The 14,975-nt window shown below is 39.6% G+C and carries 18 protein-coding genes; all 18 read right to left on the bottom strand.

The window, feature by feature from the left end; all coding sequences use genetic code 11:
- Positions 1-156: 156 nt before the first annotated feature.
- Positions 157-1,053, bottom strand: coding sequence for a phage BR0599 family protein (locus B9T24_RS11555; protein ID WP_086165911.1), 897 nt, complete (start codon positions 1,051-1,053; stop codon positions 157-159).
- On the bottom strand, positions 1,053-2,267 hold the full coding sequence (locus B9T24_RS11560) for a hypothetical protein (protein ID WP_086165912.1): 1,215 nt from the start codon (positions 2,265-2,267) through the stop codon (positions 1,053-1,055). Before B9T24_RS11560 ends, B9T24_RS11555 begins: the two co-directional genes overlap by 1 nt.
- 18 nt (positions 2,268-2,285) lie before the next feature.
- A complete protein-coding gene (locus B9T24_RS11565) occupies positions 2,286-2,477 on the bottom strand; it encodes a hypothetical protein (protein WP_086165913.1) in 192 nt (63 codons plus the stop codon).
- Between the two features lie 46 nt (positions 2,478-2,523).
- On the bottom strand, positions 2,524-5,118 hold the full coding sequence (locus B9T24_RS11570) for a phage tail tape measure protein (protein ID WP_086165914.1): 2,595 nt from the start codon (positions 5,116-5,118) through the stop codon (positions 2,524-2,526).
- A 62-nt stretch (positions 5,119-5,180) separates the two neighbouring features.
- The gene (locus B9T24_RS11575) at positions 5,181-5,834 is read right to left on the bottom strand and encodes a hypothetical protein (protein ID WP_228145709.1); all 654 of its coding nucleotides are present in this window, start codon (positions 5,832-5,834) and stop codon (positions 5,181-5,183) included.
- Positions 5,835-5,898: 64 nt separating this feature from the next.
- Positions 5,899-6,108: a hypothetical protein gene (locus B9T24_RS11580; RefSeq protein WP_228145710.1), complete on the bottom strand. Its 210-nt coding sequence runs from the start codon at positions 6,106-6,108 to the stop codon at positions 5,899-5,901.
- Between the two features lie 17 nt (positions 6,109-6,125).
- Positions 6,126-6,560: a hypothetical protein gene (locus B9T24_RS11585; RefSeq protein ID WP_086165916.1), complete on the bottom strand. Its 435-nt coding sequence runs from the start codon at positions 6,558-6,560 to the stop codon at positions 6,126-6,128.
- Positions 6,560-7,039: a phage tail tube protein gene (locus tag B9T24_RS11590; protein ID WP_086165917.1), complete on the bottom strand. Its 480-nt coding sequence runs from the start codon at positions 7,037-7,039 to the stop codon at positions 6,560-6,562. The genes B9T24_RS11585 and B9T24_RS11590 overlap by 1 nt, the downstream gene beginning before the upstream one ends.
- 111 nt (positions 7,040-7,150) lie before the next feature.
- Complete coding sequence (locus tag B9T24_RS11595) at positions 7,151-7,555, bottom strand: hypothetical protein (protein WP_086165918.1); 405 nt, start codon at positions 7,553-7,555, stop codon at positions 7,151-7,153.
- A gap of 78 nt (positions 7,556-7,633) precedes the next feature.
- Positions 7,634-8,011 carry a DUF3168 domain-containing protein gene (locus B9T24_RS11600; protein ID WP_086165919.1) on the bottom strand — a complete coding sequence of 126 codons (378 nt, stop codon included), beginning with the start codon at positions 8,009-8,011 and terminating at the stop codon, positions 7,634-7,636.
- Positions 8,008-8,475, bottom strand: a complete 468-nt coding sequence (locus B9T24_RS11605; RefSeq protein ID WP_086165920.1) for an HK97-gp10 family putative phage morphogenesis protein — start codon at positions 8,473-8,475, stop codon at positions 8,008-8,010. Before B9T24_RS11605 ends, B9T24_RS11600 begins: the two co-directional genes overlap by 4 nt.
- Positions 8,460-8,816 carry a phage head closure protein gene (locus B9T24_RS11610; RefSeq protein ID WP_086165921.1) on the bottom strand — a complete coding sequence of 119 codons (357 nt, stop codon included), beginning with the start codon at positions 8,814-8,816 and terminating at the stop codon, positions 8,460-8,462. Before B9T24_RS11610 ends, B9T24_RS11605 begins: the two co-directional genes overlap by 16 nt.
- Positions 8,817-9,122 carry a head-tail connector protein gene (locus B9T24_RS11615; RefSeq protein WP_086165922.1) on the bottom strand — a complete coding sequence of 102 codons (306 nt, stop codon included), beginning with the start codon at positions 9,120-9,122 and terminating at the stop codon, positions 8,817-8,819.
- A 137-nt stretch (positions 9,123-9,259) separates the two neighbouring features.
- The gene (locus B9T24_RS11620) at positions 9,260-10,426 is read right to left on the bottom strand and encodes a phage major capsid protein (RefSeq protein ID WP_086165923.1); all 1,167 of its coding nucleotides are present in this window, start codon (positions 10,424-10,426) and stop codon (positions 9,260-9,262) included.
- A complete protein-coding gene (locus B9T24_RS11625; RefSeq protein WP_086165924.1) occupies positions 10,419-11,081 on the bottom strand; it encodes an HK97 family phage prohead protease in 663 nt (220 codons plus the stop codon). The genes B9T24_RS11620 and B9T24_RS11625 overlap by 8 nt, the downstream gene beginning before the upstream one ends.
- Positions 11,074-12,306: a phage portal protein gene (locus B9T24_RS11630; RefSeq protein WP_086165925.1), complete on the bottom strand. Its 1,233-nt coding sequence runs from the start codon at positions 12,304-12,306 to the stop codon at positions 11,074-11,076. The genes B9T24_RS11625 and B9T24_RS11630 overlap by 8 nt, the downstream gene beginning before the upstream one ends.
- Positions 12,303-13,985 carry a terminase large subunit gene (locus tag B9T24_RS11635; protein ID WP_086165926.1) on the bottom strand — a complete coding sequence of 561 codons (1,683 nt, stop codon included), beginning with the start codon at positions 13,983-13,985 and terminating at the stop codon, positions 12,303-12,305. The genes B9T24_RS11630 and B9T24_RS11635 overlap by 4 nt, the downstream gene beginning before the upstream one ends.
- A gap of 32 nt (positions 13,986-14,017) precedes the next feature.
- On the bottom strand, positions 14,018-14,971 hold the full coding sequence (locus tag B9T24_RS11640) for a GIY-YIG nuclease family protein (RefSeq protein ID WP_086165927.1): 954 nt from the start codon (positions 14,969-14,971) through the stop codon (positions 14,018-14,020).
- Positions 14,972-14,975: the final 4 nt, after the last annotated feature.

A 14,975-nucleotide genomic window follows, 5' to 3' on the forward strand; every position in this document is an offset into this window, starting at 1 on the left:
GTACCTTCATCTGCAATTGTTCCGTCCAACTGATTGGCTGACTGCCTGTTTTTCTTCTGCATTTTACGCATTGAAACATAGGTATAAATTGCTGTTGCGGCCGTAAGCGCCAGCATTGCCCATATTAACCACGGTGCAATAACCATATAGCACTCCTTATTTAATCAATTGGCTCATGACTGGATTTTCTCCCGGCATGTATGGATGCCCACCATATCGAGCAGAATTTTTAAATTTTTCATGGCAAGTTTTTAACGATTGGTCACAACCTGGTGCGAGCTGAATCACATCACCCACTTTTAGACCTGAATGCTCTCGATACAGACTGACTGAATTTGCTGTATTTCCAACAATGAATGTGAAAACACCGAGTTTTTTAAACAAACCACGATTAAGATAACCGGGTGCATATGTCTTGGTTTCCATCACAGGATCACCATCTGTATACGTCGGCTGTCCAAGCTCATCAAGAACAGGTACTTGCTCAAATACAAGATTGCCTTCTTCATCTTTCACTTGCGTGGGATTGACTGTGAATGTAATCGTTAAACCATTGATTGCAGTTACCGTGACATTAAAAGCCCAGTCTTCAAATTTCAATCCACACCAACGGTCATAGATCGAATTTGGACAAGTCTTTTGAAACTTACGAACCAAAATCGTTCGGTTTAAATATGATTCACCGGTTGAGCAAACCAAAGTCATCGTGTTTGCACTATCATCAAACTTGGGCTGAGTCACACGACCAATAAACAAAACCAGTGTTTCATTTTTTTCAAGCTCAAGCACAGTCAAATAAACTGACTCAAAATAAATTCTGTTTAGAAATATACTTGTGAAGTCATCACCAGCATCATTTTTAAGTGCATACGACTGAGGGAAAATCACTTCAATTTCACACTTATCAATATCTGCATCTTCAATTGAATCACGATCTAAGCCGCGCACTGATTTATATGTAATGCCGTCGTGCATGACATCTTTCCGGTGATTGGTGAAATACCAAGCCTTATCACCATGTTTGAACTGATAAAGCTCTACACGTATATCCATTAGCTTTCTAACTCCAAAATTGGGATCGTGACTTGTGAAATACCGGCACCCAAAAATTGAAATTCGATCTGATCTGCATCAAAACGGTAAAGACCCATGTAGCAGATGGTTTGAATGTCATTGCGCTGGACGTTAATTGCGGGTGAAACCGTCAATGAACCACCTGTTTTTGCGGTAATTTCATGCGCTGTCCATGTGCCATTTTTGCGTTTGACTGCAAGGTAATTTCTGTTTGCTTCAACCAGATATTTGGTATTTGTGCTTAAGCTGGTGGTGATGTATCCAGTGTTTAAAATATTGAGATGCCGCTCATATAACGGCAACCAAAATGGACGGTAACGACCACCACAACGAAACAAGAATCGTCTAAATTCTTGAAATTCATCCCAACCTCTAATCAATGATTTAAACGGCTTGGACTGCTTTGCTCTGGCATGATGGGTATAGGATTGAAAGCCACCCACGCTATTATCAACAATGTTTTGATGCTGACTCATCGTGATTTCGATAGAGTCACCATCGAGCAACAAAGGTTTGAAATAAATATCATTGCTTTTATACTGCGCTGGAATATCACCGGCATGCTCTGGTAAATCCTCGGCAAGTACACGAAAAACCATCGATGCGTTTGACCAGAAGCCGCCCGCATTGGTTGAAGCATCACCATCAATAATGCAGATCCGCAAAGGATAGATCACGGCATTGGTTGCAATGATATTTGCAGCCAGTCGAAAGCCATCTTGATATTCAGTTTCAAGTTCTTGAATCACCTCGTCAGTATCAGGATCTCGAATTTCTTCTTGTACAATGATGTAACGCCCGATTTCCGTAATCTCAACAACCTGACTACCTTCACGACTCGCAAGAAAAGCAAAACCGACTCGAAGGTCGGCTATGGTGTCTGCTGTATTGAGAATGATGTAATCGTCATCGACAATATCTGGAATGACTCGTTTCACTTGCCGCAGTGGAATGCCCCATTGCTTACGCAAATTGGCAGACAGCATGTGAAACATATCGCCCATTTCTTTACGCATTTGCACATAGTTAAAACTTAGGATCTGGCGAGGTGTATCGCGAAGCGGGTAGCGCTCCTCACTGCCGTCGTGCGATTCATGAACTTCAGTCATCCATTCCAAACGCTCAGTTGAATTCAATAGAGGGCAATTTGTTAATACATGGACCTCGCCAAACTGTGATGTTTGTATTTTCATTTTGTCCTCAAATTTTGGTTATACGCCTAAGTTTGCACCATTCTGTTCAAAGAACTTCTTAAAAGCCTTTTGACTCTCGGGATCGCAGAAGTACTCACTTAAATTTTCACGATCATCGACAATTACAAAATTAGGCCCTTTGATTTTCTCGGACTTTTTAAAAGCAAACCCAAGCGCAATGCCGACACCTAAAGCAATCAATATTTTCACTTTTAAATTCCTAAAATTGATAAAAGAAAAACCCACCGAAGTGGGCTTATGCAAATCCTAACTCTCTACGATTCTGCTTAAAAAATTTCACAAATGCTTTCTTTCCATCTGATCCATATAGGTAATCACCTAGGCTCTGACGTTCATCTACAATCACGAAGTTGGGGTTAAGGTTGACGTTAGCAGCTTGATTGTTATTTGACTGTGCTTGGCTCAAATAGTTAGTAAGGTCTTTGTTTTGGCTTGGGTTTAAAACCTTAGGCGCATCCAAAACCAAACCACCATCCGCAAAACCATTTTTAATAGATTCACGTAAAGCATAGAATCCAGCTGGTCCACCAAGCGCGGCAATTTCTTCTTGCGTTAAGACACCCTCACCTTTATGAACAATACCACCCACTTCATATTTACCACCGTAACCAGTGAAACCACCATCAGCAAAACCAACAGGACTAAGTGCTGATACCGCAGCTTGCAATAATCCAGTTTCCATAGTTGCCATACCAACAGCTGGTAGATTGTATGGAAACGGCGCTGATGCCCATGCCGCAGAAATAGCAGCATAACTATTCATAGCGGTTGAGAATAAGGCAGCACCTTTCTGGATTCCACCTAGTACGGCGTACGCTGTACTTGAAGAATCAACCAAACCCATCATCATGCCAGCAAAGTCAGCTCCATACTGCGAGCCATAAGACATTTGCAATCCTAAACGCTGCTGCTGATATTGTTCCTCAGTAATCAGCATTTGCGCACGTGCTTCAGCAAGCAAATCTATATCTTGCTGATACGGCGAATCATCCAAACCCATCATGGATTTGTAATCACCCCATACATTTTCACGTTCAGCGTTTTGATCTAATCCTTGATTAAAATTTGCTTCTTTAATTCGGGCATCTTTCATTTCAGGTGAATAAGAAGCAGTGTTTAGGATCTCTTCACGGATTAAAGCGTAATATTCTTGTGCATAATCAGCCGCAGTCATCCAAAGCTGTTTTGTCTGAAGAAGCTCCTTAGCCTTGGCTGTTTTAAGAGCTGATTGCTCTTGAGTAAATTGCTCACGTAGTGATTGCAATTTTGCTATTTGTTGATCTTTGGTGAGTTTTGTATCAGCAAATATTTCTTGACGCTTTATACCAAACGATAAGTTGAGCTTCTGCATTTCAGTGTATCGATGCTCTGAAATTTCCCAACCGAATTGCATTTCTGCAAGCTTTTTTTCTTCTACATAACGTGCCTTAGCAATCGGAACGTAGTCTTGCATTCCAGATTTATTAAGTCGCTTAATTTCCTCATCAAGATCCATCTTCAATTGATCTTGCGCAGGTGAATATTCATAAAGAATACGCTTGCGATCTTCTAAAATTTTATTTAAATCAGAATTAGCCTTTGTGTTTGCTTTAGTGGCTTTAGCAGCTTCATTTTGTTTCTTGACCCATTCATCTGAGCCACTAATTACCCCTGCTTGACTGCTTTGAATCTTAGCCATTGCTGAAATAGATTTATTGACAGAATCGTTGTAAATTCTATTAATCGAATTTGCAACATCATCAGCGACTTTAGCATTATCTTGTGCCGCCATAGACACACCACTATTAGGTGCTTTTGAAATAGTTGCACCATAAATTAATGTTTTAGCTAGCTTTATTCCAGGCAATTTATCAGCAAAACTGCCACTATCAGCAGCTAAATTTACATTTTTATGCGCTGCTATTGCATCAAATGACAAGCCCGCAATCGCATTAGAAAGCATTTTAACTACCGCATACACCCCCATACCAGTTGCAGCCACCCCTTTAAATACCTCGCCAAGGGTTTGACCTGCTTCAGACATTAAGTTTGTTTCGTGTGATGCACTAGACATACCATCACCAACAGAAACAAGCGCAGGCATTAAGCCTTGAATAAACTGATTTTTTGCTCCCTCAACTTGCAATTCAAGTAATTTTATTTGAACTTTAAGCTCTGCTGCTTTTTGAATACCTGATTCATCTATAATTACACCTGCGCGCTCTGCTGCATCAGCCCAATATTCAAACCCTTTACCACCATCTTTTAAAAGTGGAATAAGGTTGGTTGTATCGGATGCCATGCTTTCAAGATAAAAAGACATTTGCTGTTGTGTAACACCTGCCTCTTCCATCTTATCAACATAAAGTTGAAGTGCTTTTGGTCCTGACAAATTTTGCATTTCAAGCGCTAATTTTCTTGCACCTTCTGCTGATCCTTCAGTTTTAATTGCAATCTTCTCAAAGAAATCAACCGCACCACCTGACCCTAAAGTTACAAATTCACCAAGTTTTTCATTAAAATCTTTGAATTGGGCTGCGAGTGTTTCCATCTCGATACCCATAGTTTGAGCACCAACAGCATAACCTTGAAATTCTTGAGTTGTTGTTTTTGAAATAAAAGCGAAAGTTTCTAATTCATTAGCAGCATTTGCATATTCACTAGCCATTGCAAAAATGCCTGCACCAACAGCTGCCGCACTCGCAATCGCTACTGCACCGTAATTATTCACGTGATTTCGCATATTTGCAAAACTAGACTCTGTTTGTCTTTCAGCATCACGTATTGGGCCTGTAAAATTGCCAATCTTAGCAATCAAGTCTAATGTTAATGTTCCAAGTTTGGTGCTCATACAAAACCTCAGGCAATAAAAAAGCGCCCTTTCGGACGCTTCGCTTTTTAAATTCTAAATAACTAATCCCATTTCAAGCTACTCACATCAAATGTAAATTTCTTTTTACCCTCTTGATAAAATGGCACTTCAATTATTAATTTTTTACTCGTTTTTAAATGGTTTATAATTTTGTCTTCAGTTTTATCGTGCATAACAAATAAAACGTCTGAAGCATGATTATCAGGCTCAGTCATTGTGATTGTTTGTACTGCACCAGTATCAAATTTAAAAGCAGTTTCACAACCTCTGATTCCACAAAGAATTTGCCCCTTAGACACCGTAACCATTACATCTGTCTCATTTCCACTTTTACGCAATGTTAAAATTAATTTTGAACCACCATTGTAAGGAAAATCAAAGTCCACACTGTTAGTACTAACGGTGGTTGCAAATTTTGCTTCCTGACCTCTCATTTCATCTTTAGCATTCTTATAAATCCAACTTTCTTCGACCTTACCTTGATTCATTATCTGTGGGGCTGGTTCTGCTTTACCTGAAATCGCTCCAGAGCTTAGTATATTTATAAACCACCACCCACCTCCAAATATTAAAATAACGACAAATACCCATGAAATTATTGAATTCTTATTGGTTTTTTTTACTTCACACATTGGGCAACTTTCCGCTTTATCGCTTACTGGTCCACCACATTCTTCACAAGGCTTAATCGCCACAACCTACCCCAAATATTTGTTATTCAAGACAAGATACTAATTTACTGGATAAAAAGAAACCAAGCTAACCTGATTTCTTCTTGATAGCTTTCATTCTTTCTTCTTCAAAAGTTGTTTCTGGAACTTCTTCATGAGGCATAAAGATTCGTGCATCAACTCTTTTATCCTCATCAACCTTCCCATTAAAATAGAGAGAATATAGATTCCCGACACTCTGCTCTATACGGCGCCCAATATTTAAAGATCCATATTTTTTACGGTACGCATTCCACACCCGAAGTTCACTTGAGGTTATTTTCTTTTTCGCTTGGGCGATGGTTCTTCCACCGATTCCGTTGAGGACAAGTTCGCACCAGAGTTCATGTCCTTCAACTTCAACTTGTTCTTTCCCAAAAAATCATTCACTTCATCAGATGAATCATGAAGTGCATTAAGAATAGCTGGATGGGTTTGACCAACTGCTTCAATATCTGAAAACAAAGGCTCCTTAGTGTCAGCGTTGAATAGTGTTAATAGCACGCGCTTTTTAACCACATCAGCAACTGTGATTTTCTGGGCATCATCGCCTTCAAACATCCGTGTAACTTCATCGTAACTGAGAGGCTTGATTAGCACATCTGCTTCCATTGGTTCATCATTGATAATGAATTTTGGAGACTTTAGAACCAAACTTGATAAAGCTGTGCTGGATAATGCAAGCAATGCAGAAGTATTTAATTTCTTCATTATGGAGCCACCTTAAATTCTTCAGTTACTTCGGTTTGACGCTTCATAGGGATTGTGTGATTCACCAAAGCATCCGTTGCAAACACTGGCGACCCTTTGCGTACAATCGCTTCAAAATGCGACCATGTGCGGGTTTCAGGAAGTTCGACATCACTGCCTGTTAAAACTGGCTCTGAAACACCATCTGACCAGCCGACATACACATGAACTTTTTCTTTTGTGGATGCCAATTGCAGCAAAGTCATATGTGATAGATTTTTAGGATCTGTATCAATTGAGATAGATCCCTCACCTGGTGTTGTTAGGCCATAATCCGAGGTTTTCGTATCAGTCTCTTCAAGACATGTTGTATCCACCTCAGCGGCACTATCATCACCAAGAACCAAGGCTTTAATACATCCCATCTTTGTAAGTGTGGGTACTGTGCCATGGACAATCCATACTGCCGTACCATTTGATAAAACGCCTTTTTTCGCCATGAGTAGCTACTCCTCAATTTTTAGGCATAAAAAAACCACCCAAAGGTGGCGGTTAATAATTCTAGGCAACAAAAAAGCGCCTATATGGCGCTTTTTTGAAATAATATTTTGTTAATTGTACTCAAGAATAGGGCTTGGATTAAGAACAGCATCTGGAATATCTAAAACTTTTGCTACAGGACTTGGATATTCATAATCAAATTCAACTGTTGAGATGTCTAGTTTGGTTACTCTAAAATTCGGGTTACCTCTTTTAATCTCAACATACTCTTGATCATAAAAACCATATTTAAAGGTTGTATCTTCACGGCGAACTACATATATGAGGACACCTTTATACCAAGGACGACCAAGCGTAGGCTTATTTACTTCAACAGGATTTTGGTTGCTCTTTAAAAGTGCAGTTAAGATATCATGCTTGATATAAAGTGCAGTCGGATATTCTCCATTATTATCACTTATGTAGGTTTGATAGAGACTTCCCAATTCTTGATAAATTTCTTCAATATTGTTCATAGTTTATAATTTAGCTTTTGAAATGAACTTTAATAGTAACTTATGAGGAATCTCTTCAACAGACCCCAAGCTAAAAGTCTAAGGTCGATCTACAAACCAGTTGGAATCAAAACCTGTTCTATAGAGCTTTGTGATTGGTTCGCGGCTATTACCTCGTAAATTAGTAATTGTGCATGCATACCCAACCTCCAAAGCTGTTCGGACCTTATTTCGAATACTGGTCAAATCAACTGGATTTAATGTATAAATATCAATTTGAATCGTTACATGATCAGTATTTGCAGGACTATCCAAATTATTCTGCGGATCTCCTGAAATATCCTGCCAAACCAAATATGGTAGTACTGGCTGATCAGGCGCCAAGCCAAATTCATACGCTCGCAAGTTTTTGCCTGTTTGCAAAAAAGATTTAACCTCATCACTGGCATTCAGTAATTGAAAAATAGGTGCTGTCATGTTACCCCACTCAATGCTTGTGTAATTTCAGCATCAAAAACCTGAACAAACTTGGTAGTGACGCTATTAATATTTTGAGACAAGGATGGGCGCATAAATGGCACAGCGGGAACATTTGATTGCCCAAATTCGATATGCCTCCAGTACCTCGTGTCACCACCACTTAAACCAGCAGTACTAACAGAGTGCTGATTTTGACCCGCACCACCTTTGATGCCGACACGAATAACAATGTCATTGGAATTTCGGCTTTTACCACCTTGAACCACAATGTTTTTATGAATCTTTTCGCGTGTTTCTGGGTCATCAATTGCTTTGGCATTTGTACGTGCAGCATCACGTACAAGATTCATTGCTTGCCGACCTGCTTTACGTGCTATTTGCTTGGCTTTTTTAGGATTTGAAAGCTGATCAAGTTTGCGTTTTAACTGATCCATACCTTCAATATTTAATTCGACTGCCATGAAGATTCACCTTCACTTAAATTCAGAGTGAGCCATTCAAGCCCACTTTGATTATCTGGAATTGGATCACCATCAATTTTCCAATACTTGCCACGAAACAGAACTCGCATCGTTGAATCAATTTGAGCTGCTTTACTGCTATATCGAATCCGACAACGACCTGCCATATTTGAATTGATGGCTTGAGCTTGAAGTTGATCTTTTGTGGATAAGGCTTCGAGTTTTCCCCAAATTTTGGTGAACTCAGTCCAAACAATAGGAACATAACCAGTGTTTTGGTCTTGATCGCCTTCTATCTGGTGTTCAATGGTGATGCGGTGGGGTAATTTTCCTGATTGCATTTATACCCCCATATTTCGGTATGGCTGGATTAAAGCCCAATAACCTAATGGCAATTCAATTGTTGCTTGGGTTGTGGCCTCTCTATTTGCATAGAGGTGACCAACAAAAAGAAGACGCGCTACATCAAGAGCTTTGTTATCAACCAAATCATTTTCACTTGCCCGCTCAGCCTCGGTTGCGATAACTTTGCGGTCCAGATTTGCTTCGACTTGTAAATCAGCAGCATCAATATATCCTTGTATCAAAGTATCTTCTTCATCGTGATCTATACGACAGTGCAGCTTAGCTTTCGGGAGATCAATCATTCTTATTTAGCCTTTCTGATTGTAGACATTACCTGCTTTGTAATTTTTGTCACCATAGCGCGTTCTTAAAACTTTGTATTTTTTCATGCTAAATACCTCCGAATAGGCAGGGTAATTTCCTGCCTATTCAAATCGAATTAAGGTCCTACTACAGGATAAGAACCATAAATTAGTGATTCAGGACGATATACCGCCAAAGCACCACGAGTTTCAGCAAGAATGGTACGTTTGTTTTTGGTGAAGTCATCATTCACCTGCCCTAATTGCACCATTGCACCCCAGCGCTCGAAATATTGAGCCGCAGAGTTGAAGGCGCCAGTTAAGAATTTGCCCATATCAATTGCTTGGGTCTGAACAACTGGTAAGCCCCATAGAGTCGGAATGGCTTTAGATTGTGGATCACCAATTAAGTAGCGACCATTTTCATCTTTAGTGGTTTCCATTAACGCCCAGTCAATCGGGTTAAGTACGTGACCATTCGCATAGTCATCTGCCAAAACAACCTGAAGCATTGCAAAGCGCAGCACATCAAACATATTCAAATTAGCCGGTGCAGCTGCGGGCGCAGCATATGCAGTTGCTTGTGGTAATAAACCAAGCATATTGCCTGATGTGCCATCACCTTTAAGAATTTGCTGTTCAACTTTTATGTCTAAGCCGTGACGCAGGCGATTGTTGATATATGCTTCAAGTGCTGGAGCATCACTAAGCATCTGAGTAGTAACTTTCGTAAAATGCGCAATTACAATTGCTTTTGCATCTTTATCTTCAAAAGTGATATCAGACTCAGGTTTTGCGGCACCCTCTGCAACTGGTGCAGCATTATTTGTAAAGCCTAGCTCTTGAACGTATTCAAGGGTATTGCCTGACATTTTACCGCCAGCCAATAAATCACGAATGGTTAAACGCTGCTGATTAGGCAGAATTAAACCTAAATTAGTTGCTTGAATGTTGCCAGCAACAGTATCAGTGCCAATGGTGTTTTTAAGCTCAACACGTGAAACCCCTTTAAATTCTGCTTCAAGTGCAGATTTATATTCAGCAGTTCCAACAAATTCAGTACCCATTGATTGAGCCTTTGGCTCATCATCATTAGGACGACGTGCCATTTTTTGCGCTAATTCTTGCAACTGAGCTTTGGTTTCATTCAGCTTGGTTAAAGCATCATCCGCTTGGGCTTTTGCTTCGGCTGTAATTTTGTCGTTGTGTTCCATTTTACCTTTGTATTCAGTAGCAATGGCTTTCACATCATCAACTTGCTTTTTAAACTCTTGAGCGAGTTGTTCTAGGTTTTGATCAGTCATTCTGATTTCCTTTTAAAATATTAAGAGCATTTGAAATTGATTTCGCTTTAACTTTTTCATCCTCTGACTCGCTCAAAAGATGTCGCAAACCTTTGCCAGCGATAGCAACTGATTGCGATTTTGAAAAGCCTGACTCTCTCAGGAACTTTTCGAATTCAGGTAAGGATGGCAACTCACCACCTTCTAATTTGGATTTAACAGATGTAACTAAACTCAGCTCATTTGCAGGTTCTGTAACGATGGAGACTTCTGTGAGATCAAGCTCAATAAGTTCCCGAATATCTGTATTTTCGTTGTAGCTGGACTTTATGGTTCTATAGCCAATACTTAAACCATCAATTGCGCCGGCTTTAAGAAGTGCATGTGTTGATTTGGCTTTTGGAACATCGTTGACCAATAATTTGCCTTCGACATACAAACCTTTTTCATCTTCAACAATTTTTGTATAAACACCGATTGGCTCATTTATGCTGTGATTCCAAAGGACAGGTGGAAGCTTTCCCTTGCCACTCCATTTCATTAAAGTGTTCTGAAATGCACCTGGTAAAATTACATCGTTGTACCAGTCAATATTCCCAAAAACAGCACCGTAGCCCGAAAAAAAACCGTCTTCATTGACGGCTTTAATTTCTAAATTGAAACTTTTTCTATTCATCTGGTTTTCCTTGGTTTCCTATTGGGACCATTTGCATCTGAACCGTTAATTGATCTGCAGCAGGATCATCCGATGCGGCCCAATCCTCAAGATCACGCGCCTCGTTTCTAGTCATAATTCCGTTTTGAGTCATCTTGACGTAATACTCTGATCGTTTTGCTACATCAGCGCGAAGCAATCCATCAACCGAAAATTTCGGACGAAATTTGTATTTGTCTTGGGTTAATAGCAACTTTCGAGCGATAGTTTGCTCATATCGTACTAACTGAGGGTTAAGTGAGTAAGTTAAGAAACCTTGATTGGTTTGTTCAAGACTTGATGCCCAAGAGCTTGCCTTGCTTGTATGCCCAATCAATTGAGGTGGAACACCATAAGCGCGGCAGATTTCTTCAATTCCGAAATATCGGCTTTCAAGAAGCTGTGCATCAATAGGATTAATGCGAATATTACTTGCTGAGGAAACTTTCATTCCCGCCTCAAGGGTCATAAACTTACCAGCATTTTCGGTCTTACTAAATTCAGCCAAGCCACTTCTTAATTTTTTTCGCTGATCATCAGTAAGCGTTTTTTCGCCTGTTTCTAGAAAACCACCAACTTTCAAACCATTTTTAAACCAATCTTGTGCCTGACCATTAGCATCAAACTGCATACCAATAGTTTGTGCAAAAAACTGGATTGGAGACAAACCAATAAGTCCATCTAAAGTGAAACCCTTAAAGTGAAGAATCTCCTCATCACTATAAATTATGGTTTTATTGTTCTCAGTGTAATGGTATTCAATATCACCCTCTTTATTCCGTTTTTTCGTCATTAAGTTCGGGAATAAAGGCTCTAGAGAAATAACCTCACCATTGCTGAAACGAGTAATTAGATTGTACGCATTGCCCCATAAATCCAAGCATGCAGACTGCACTTGCCAAAACTCACTTGCACACATATCAGCATTAGGGGAATCGTGCAAAATTCGATAAAGACCATGATCTTTCGCAATCTTTTTATTGGAATCATACAAGTGTAAAGGTAACGTTGAGATTGTTTCAGATCTTAGACGTACACAAGCCCACACTGCCGATAATTTCAATGAAGTTTCTGGCGTTACCACCGAGCCACCTGGTGATGCATAAGAATCGAATGGAATAGATTCATCACCTTTATGTAATTGGGTTTTTCCGGTCAATCGTGACCAGAATCGGGACCATACACCCTGTTCTTGTAAGTCGCTCATGCTATCACGATGTCCTCTAAGTATCCGTCAATGTCATAGTTTTTAGGCTCAGGATTCATACTCATTAATGCCACGGCGTTAAATGCCGCAATCAGAGGATCAATCTTGGCTGTGCCTGATTCCTGTTTAGAAATCATCATGCCGTTGCCTTTCATAACAACCCGAGCATTACCAGCACACCAAGTCATTAGGTCTTGACCTGCATGGTATAAATTACCTTCTGCTAACTTTCGCTCAGTCGTTTGAATGTACCCTGCTAACTTGTAGCCCTGAGCAACAGCAATCATTTGTTCTTGTGGAATACCAACAGCAAGCAAGCCATCTAAAAGACCGCCAAGCCCCAAAGGATCTAGACCAATCTTATCGAGCTTGCCAGAGTCATAAACTTGCTTAGCAAATTGGGCAAGCTGAGTAATATCAGGCCCTACTGTGTCCACAATGGTTAGGCTTTCTTCTTTTTCAAAGTCTAAATACTTGGGTGCATTCTCTTTACGGCGTTCTAACGCAATTCTTAAACACCATGCATGATTCCAAAGCCACCATTTGCGGCTCTTTGCATGCCGACCTAGTACAGCAAATCCGAGTAAATCATCAAGACCACCACCATCAATACCCGCAGTAATCACATCAGATTGCTCAATCAACTTGGATAAAGTGAAACTTTTAGACTGCTGTAGCCAATATTCAGCACCTGCCCAACGGTTTGCCCGAAGGTTCATGCCGATTTCGACATTTAAATGCTTGGCCAAGAAGTCTCTTAATGATTCTTCACCAGCATCCCGAACTTTATTGAACTCAGAAATCAGATAATCAACATCAACTGAGGCACCCAAATTTGGGTTTGTAATGTAAAAATTTTCAGTCTTTAGATGTTCACCTGCCTCAATCATCCATTTTGGAAATTCATAAATTAAAGGCAGAAATCCTTTATCTATTTTTATTCCATCACGAACATCACGCGCATAATCCAAAAGTTGCTTAAATACACCGCATGGCACTTCATCAGACATGGTAGACAGATAAATTACACAACCTTCAGGTCGTGATGCCAAACCACCTTTTGCTTCTCGAAACATTGATTCAGCATTGGCGCGTTTACCAAAAAGCCAAACCTCATCAATCAAAATAATTGATGCCTTTTTACCTGCTGCCGCATTGCTTTCCGCAGCAATGACTTTCAATGTGGCATTAGTGCCTAAATTGGTAACTGTTTTTGTATGCTCAGATACGTTAAACATTTCCTGAAGCTCAGGATCTGCTGCAATGAAGTCACGAATTGGATTAAATGAGTTGTCAGCAACTTCTTTGGTTGGTGCAAGAATAATTAATTCAGCTGATAGTCGATCATTTAAGATCAGAGCTACCATCATTATTCCCGCAGCAATCGTAGATTTAGTATTTTTCTTGGAAATAAGTAAGAAGAATTCACGGATTAAGCGCTTCTTTTCTACTGGATCGTAAGCACCAAAAATAGCTGCAACAAAATCCAGCACCCACGGCAATGTGACTTCACCCATTTTTGGGCTATCCATCACATCAACCAAAATCAATTCATTAAAAATTCTTAATGCGATTCGTGCCACTTCTGGGAATAGTGGATCACATGGCATGAGCGATTGTTTTGCAACGATACACTCCTCCCAGTCTGGGCGAGCTGTAGACCAATTAATGTTGCTCATAGTAACAACCATAAAAAAAGCACCCGAAGGTGCTAAATGATTAATTGTGGTTGTGGAGGTTTTGTTAGATTTTCGACCAACTTAAACACTTCTTTTGGCAGGCTTTTAAAACATTCATGCCTTGAACCACTAAATCTCTTTTTAGGAGAGTATTTAAAATCCCTACATATATGGTGCAGCCTTTTCTCTAAATCCCAAATCAAGCCAGCTTCTTCTTTAACGATACCAATAACGTCAAATTTGTATGGCATATTTGAAGGGTTAAATCGTTTTTTTAGCTTATGCTTGGTAATGCCAATTTTGTAGAAACTTTCTTCTAAATCATTACATTTGATTATGTATAAACTAGATTTACCCTTGCATACTTGCTTATAAATAGATCGTCTTTGGGTGTTTTGAAGTGAACACTGTTTACACCCATGCCCTTCAAGATGATGATTTGCAGCCTGTTTAAACACACCATGAATAGGGCATTTTATATCCACATTGCTCAAATTATTTTTGTACTCAACAAGATCATAGCCGTAAGCCTCACCATGTACTATTTTCGCTTTTTGGGTGAATATCTCCGTTGTTAATGTCTCTCTGTTAGCACACTTTATGCATTGTCTGCCCTGTAAATGTCCATTTCCAATCTGAAAAAATTCACCATGTTTAGGGCATAGAATTCTAACTCTATCATCCAACCTCTTTATATATTGTTTTGGATAAGAATAAAAACCACTATGTACTAAATTTGCTTTTTCAACAAAATCATCAAAGGTTGTTCGGTTGGCTGCACTTACTTTTTCAACACTGCACTTTCTACAACCACGGCCTTGCAAGTGATTAGTTGCTCTTTGCAGGAAAACCCCATGCTTTTGACAGATAATCGATATAGTGTCGTTTACTGTATTTAGAGAAACTTGAGAATAATCATATGTATCTGCATGAACACTTGTGGCCTTTTGAATAAATATCTCAACCTTTGATTGCATTACTGACATAATT

This window comes from Acinetobacter sp. ANC 4654, assembly GCF_002135425.1.
Taxonomy (GTDB): Bacteria; Pseudomonadota; Gammaproteobacteria; order Pseudomonadales; family Moraxellaceae; genus Acinetobacter; species Acinetobacter kyonggiensis.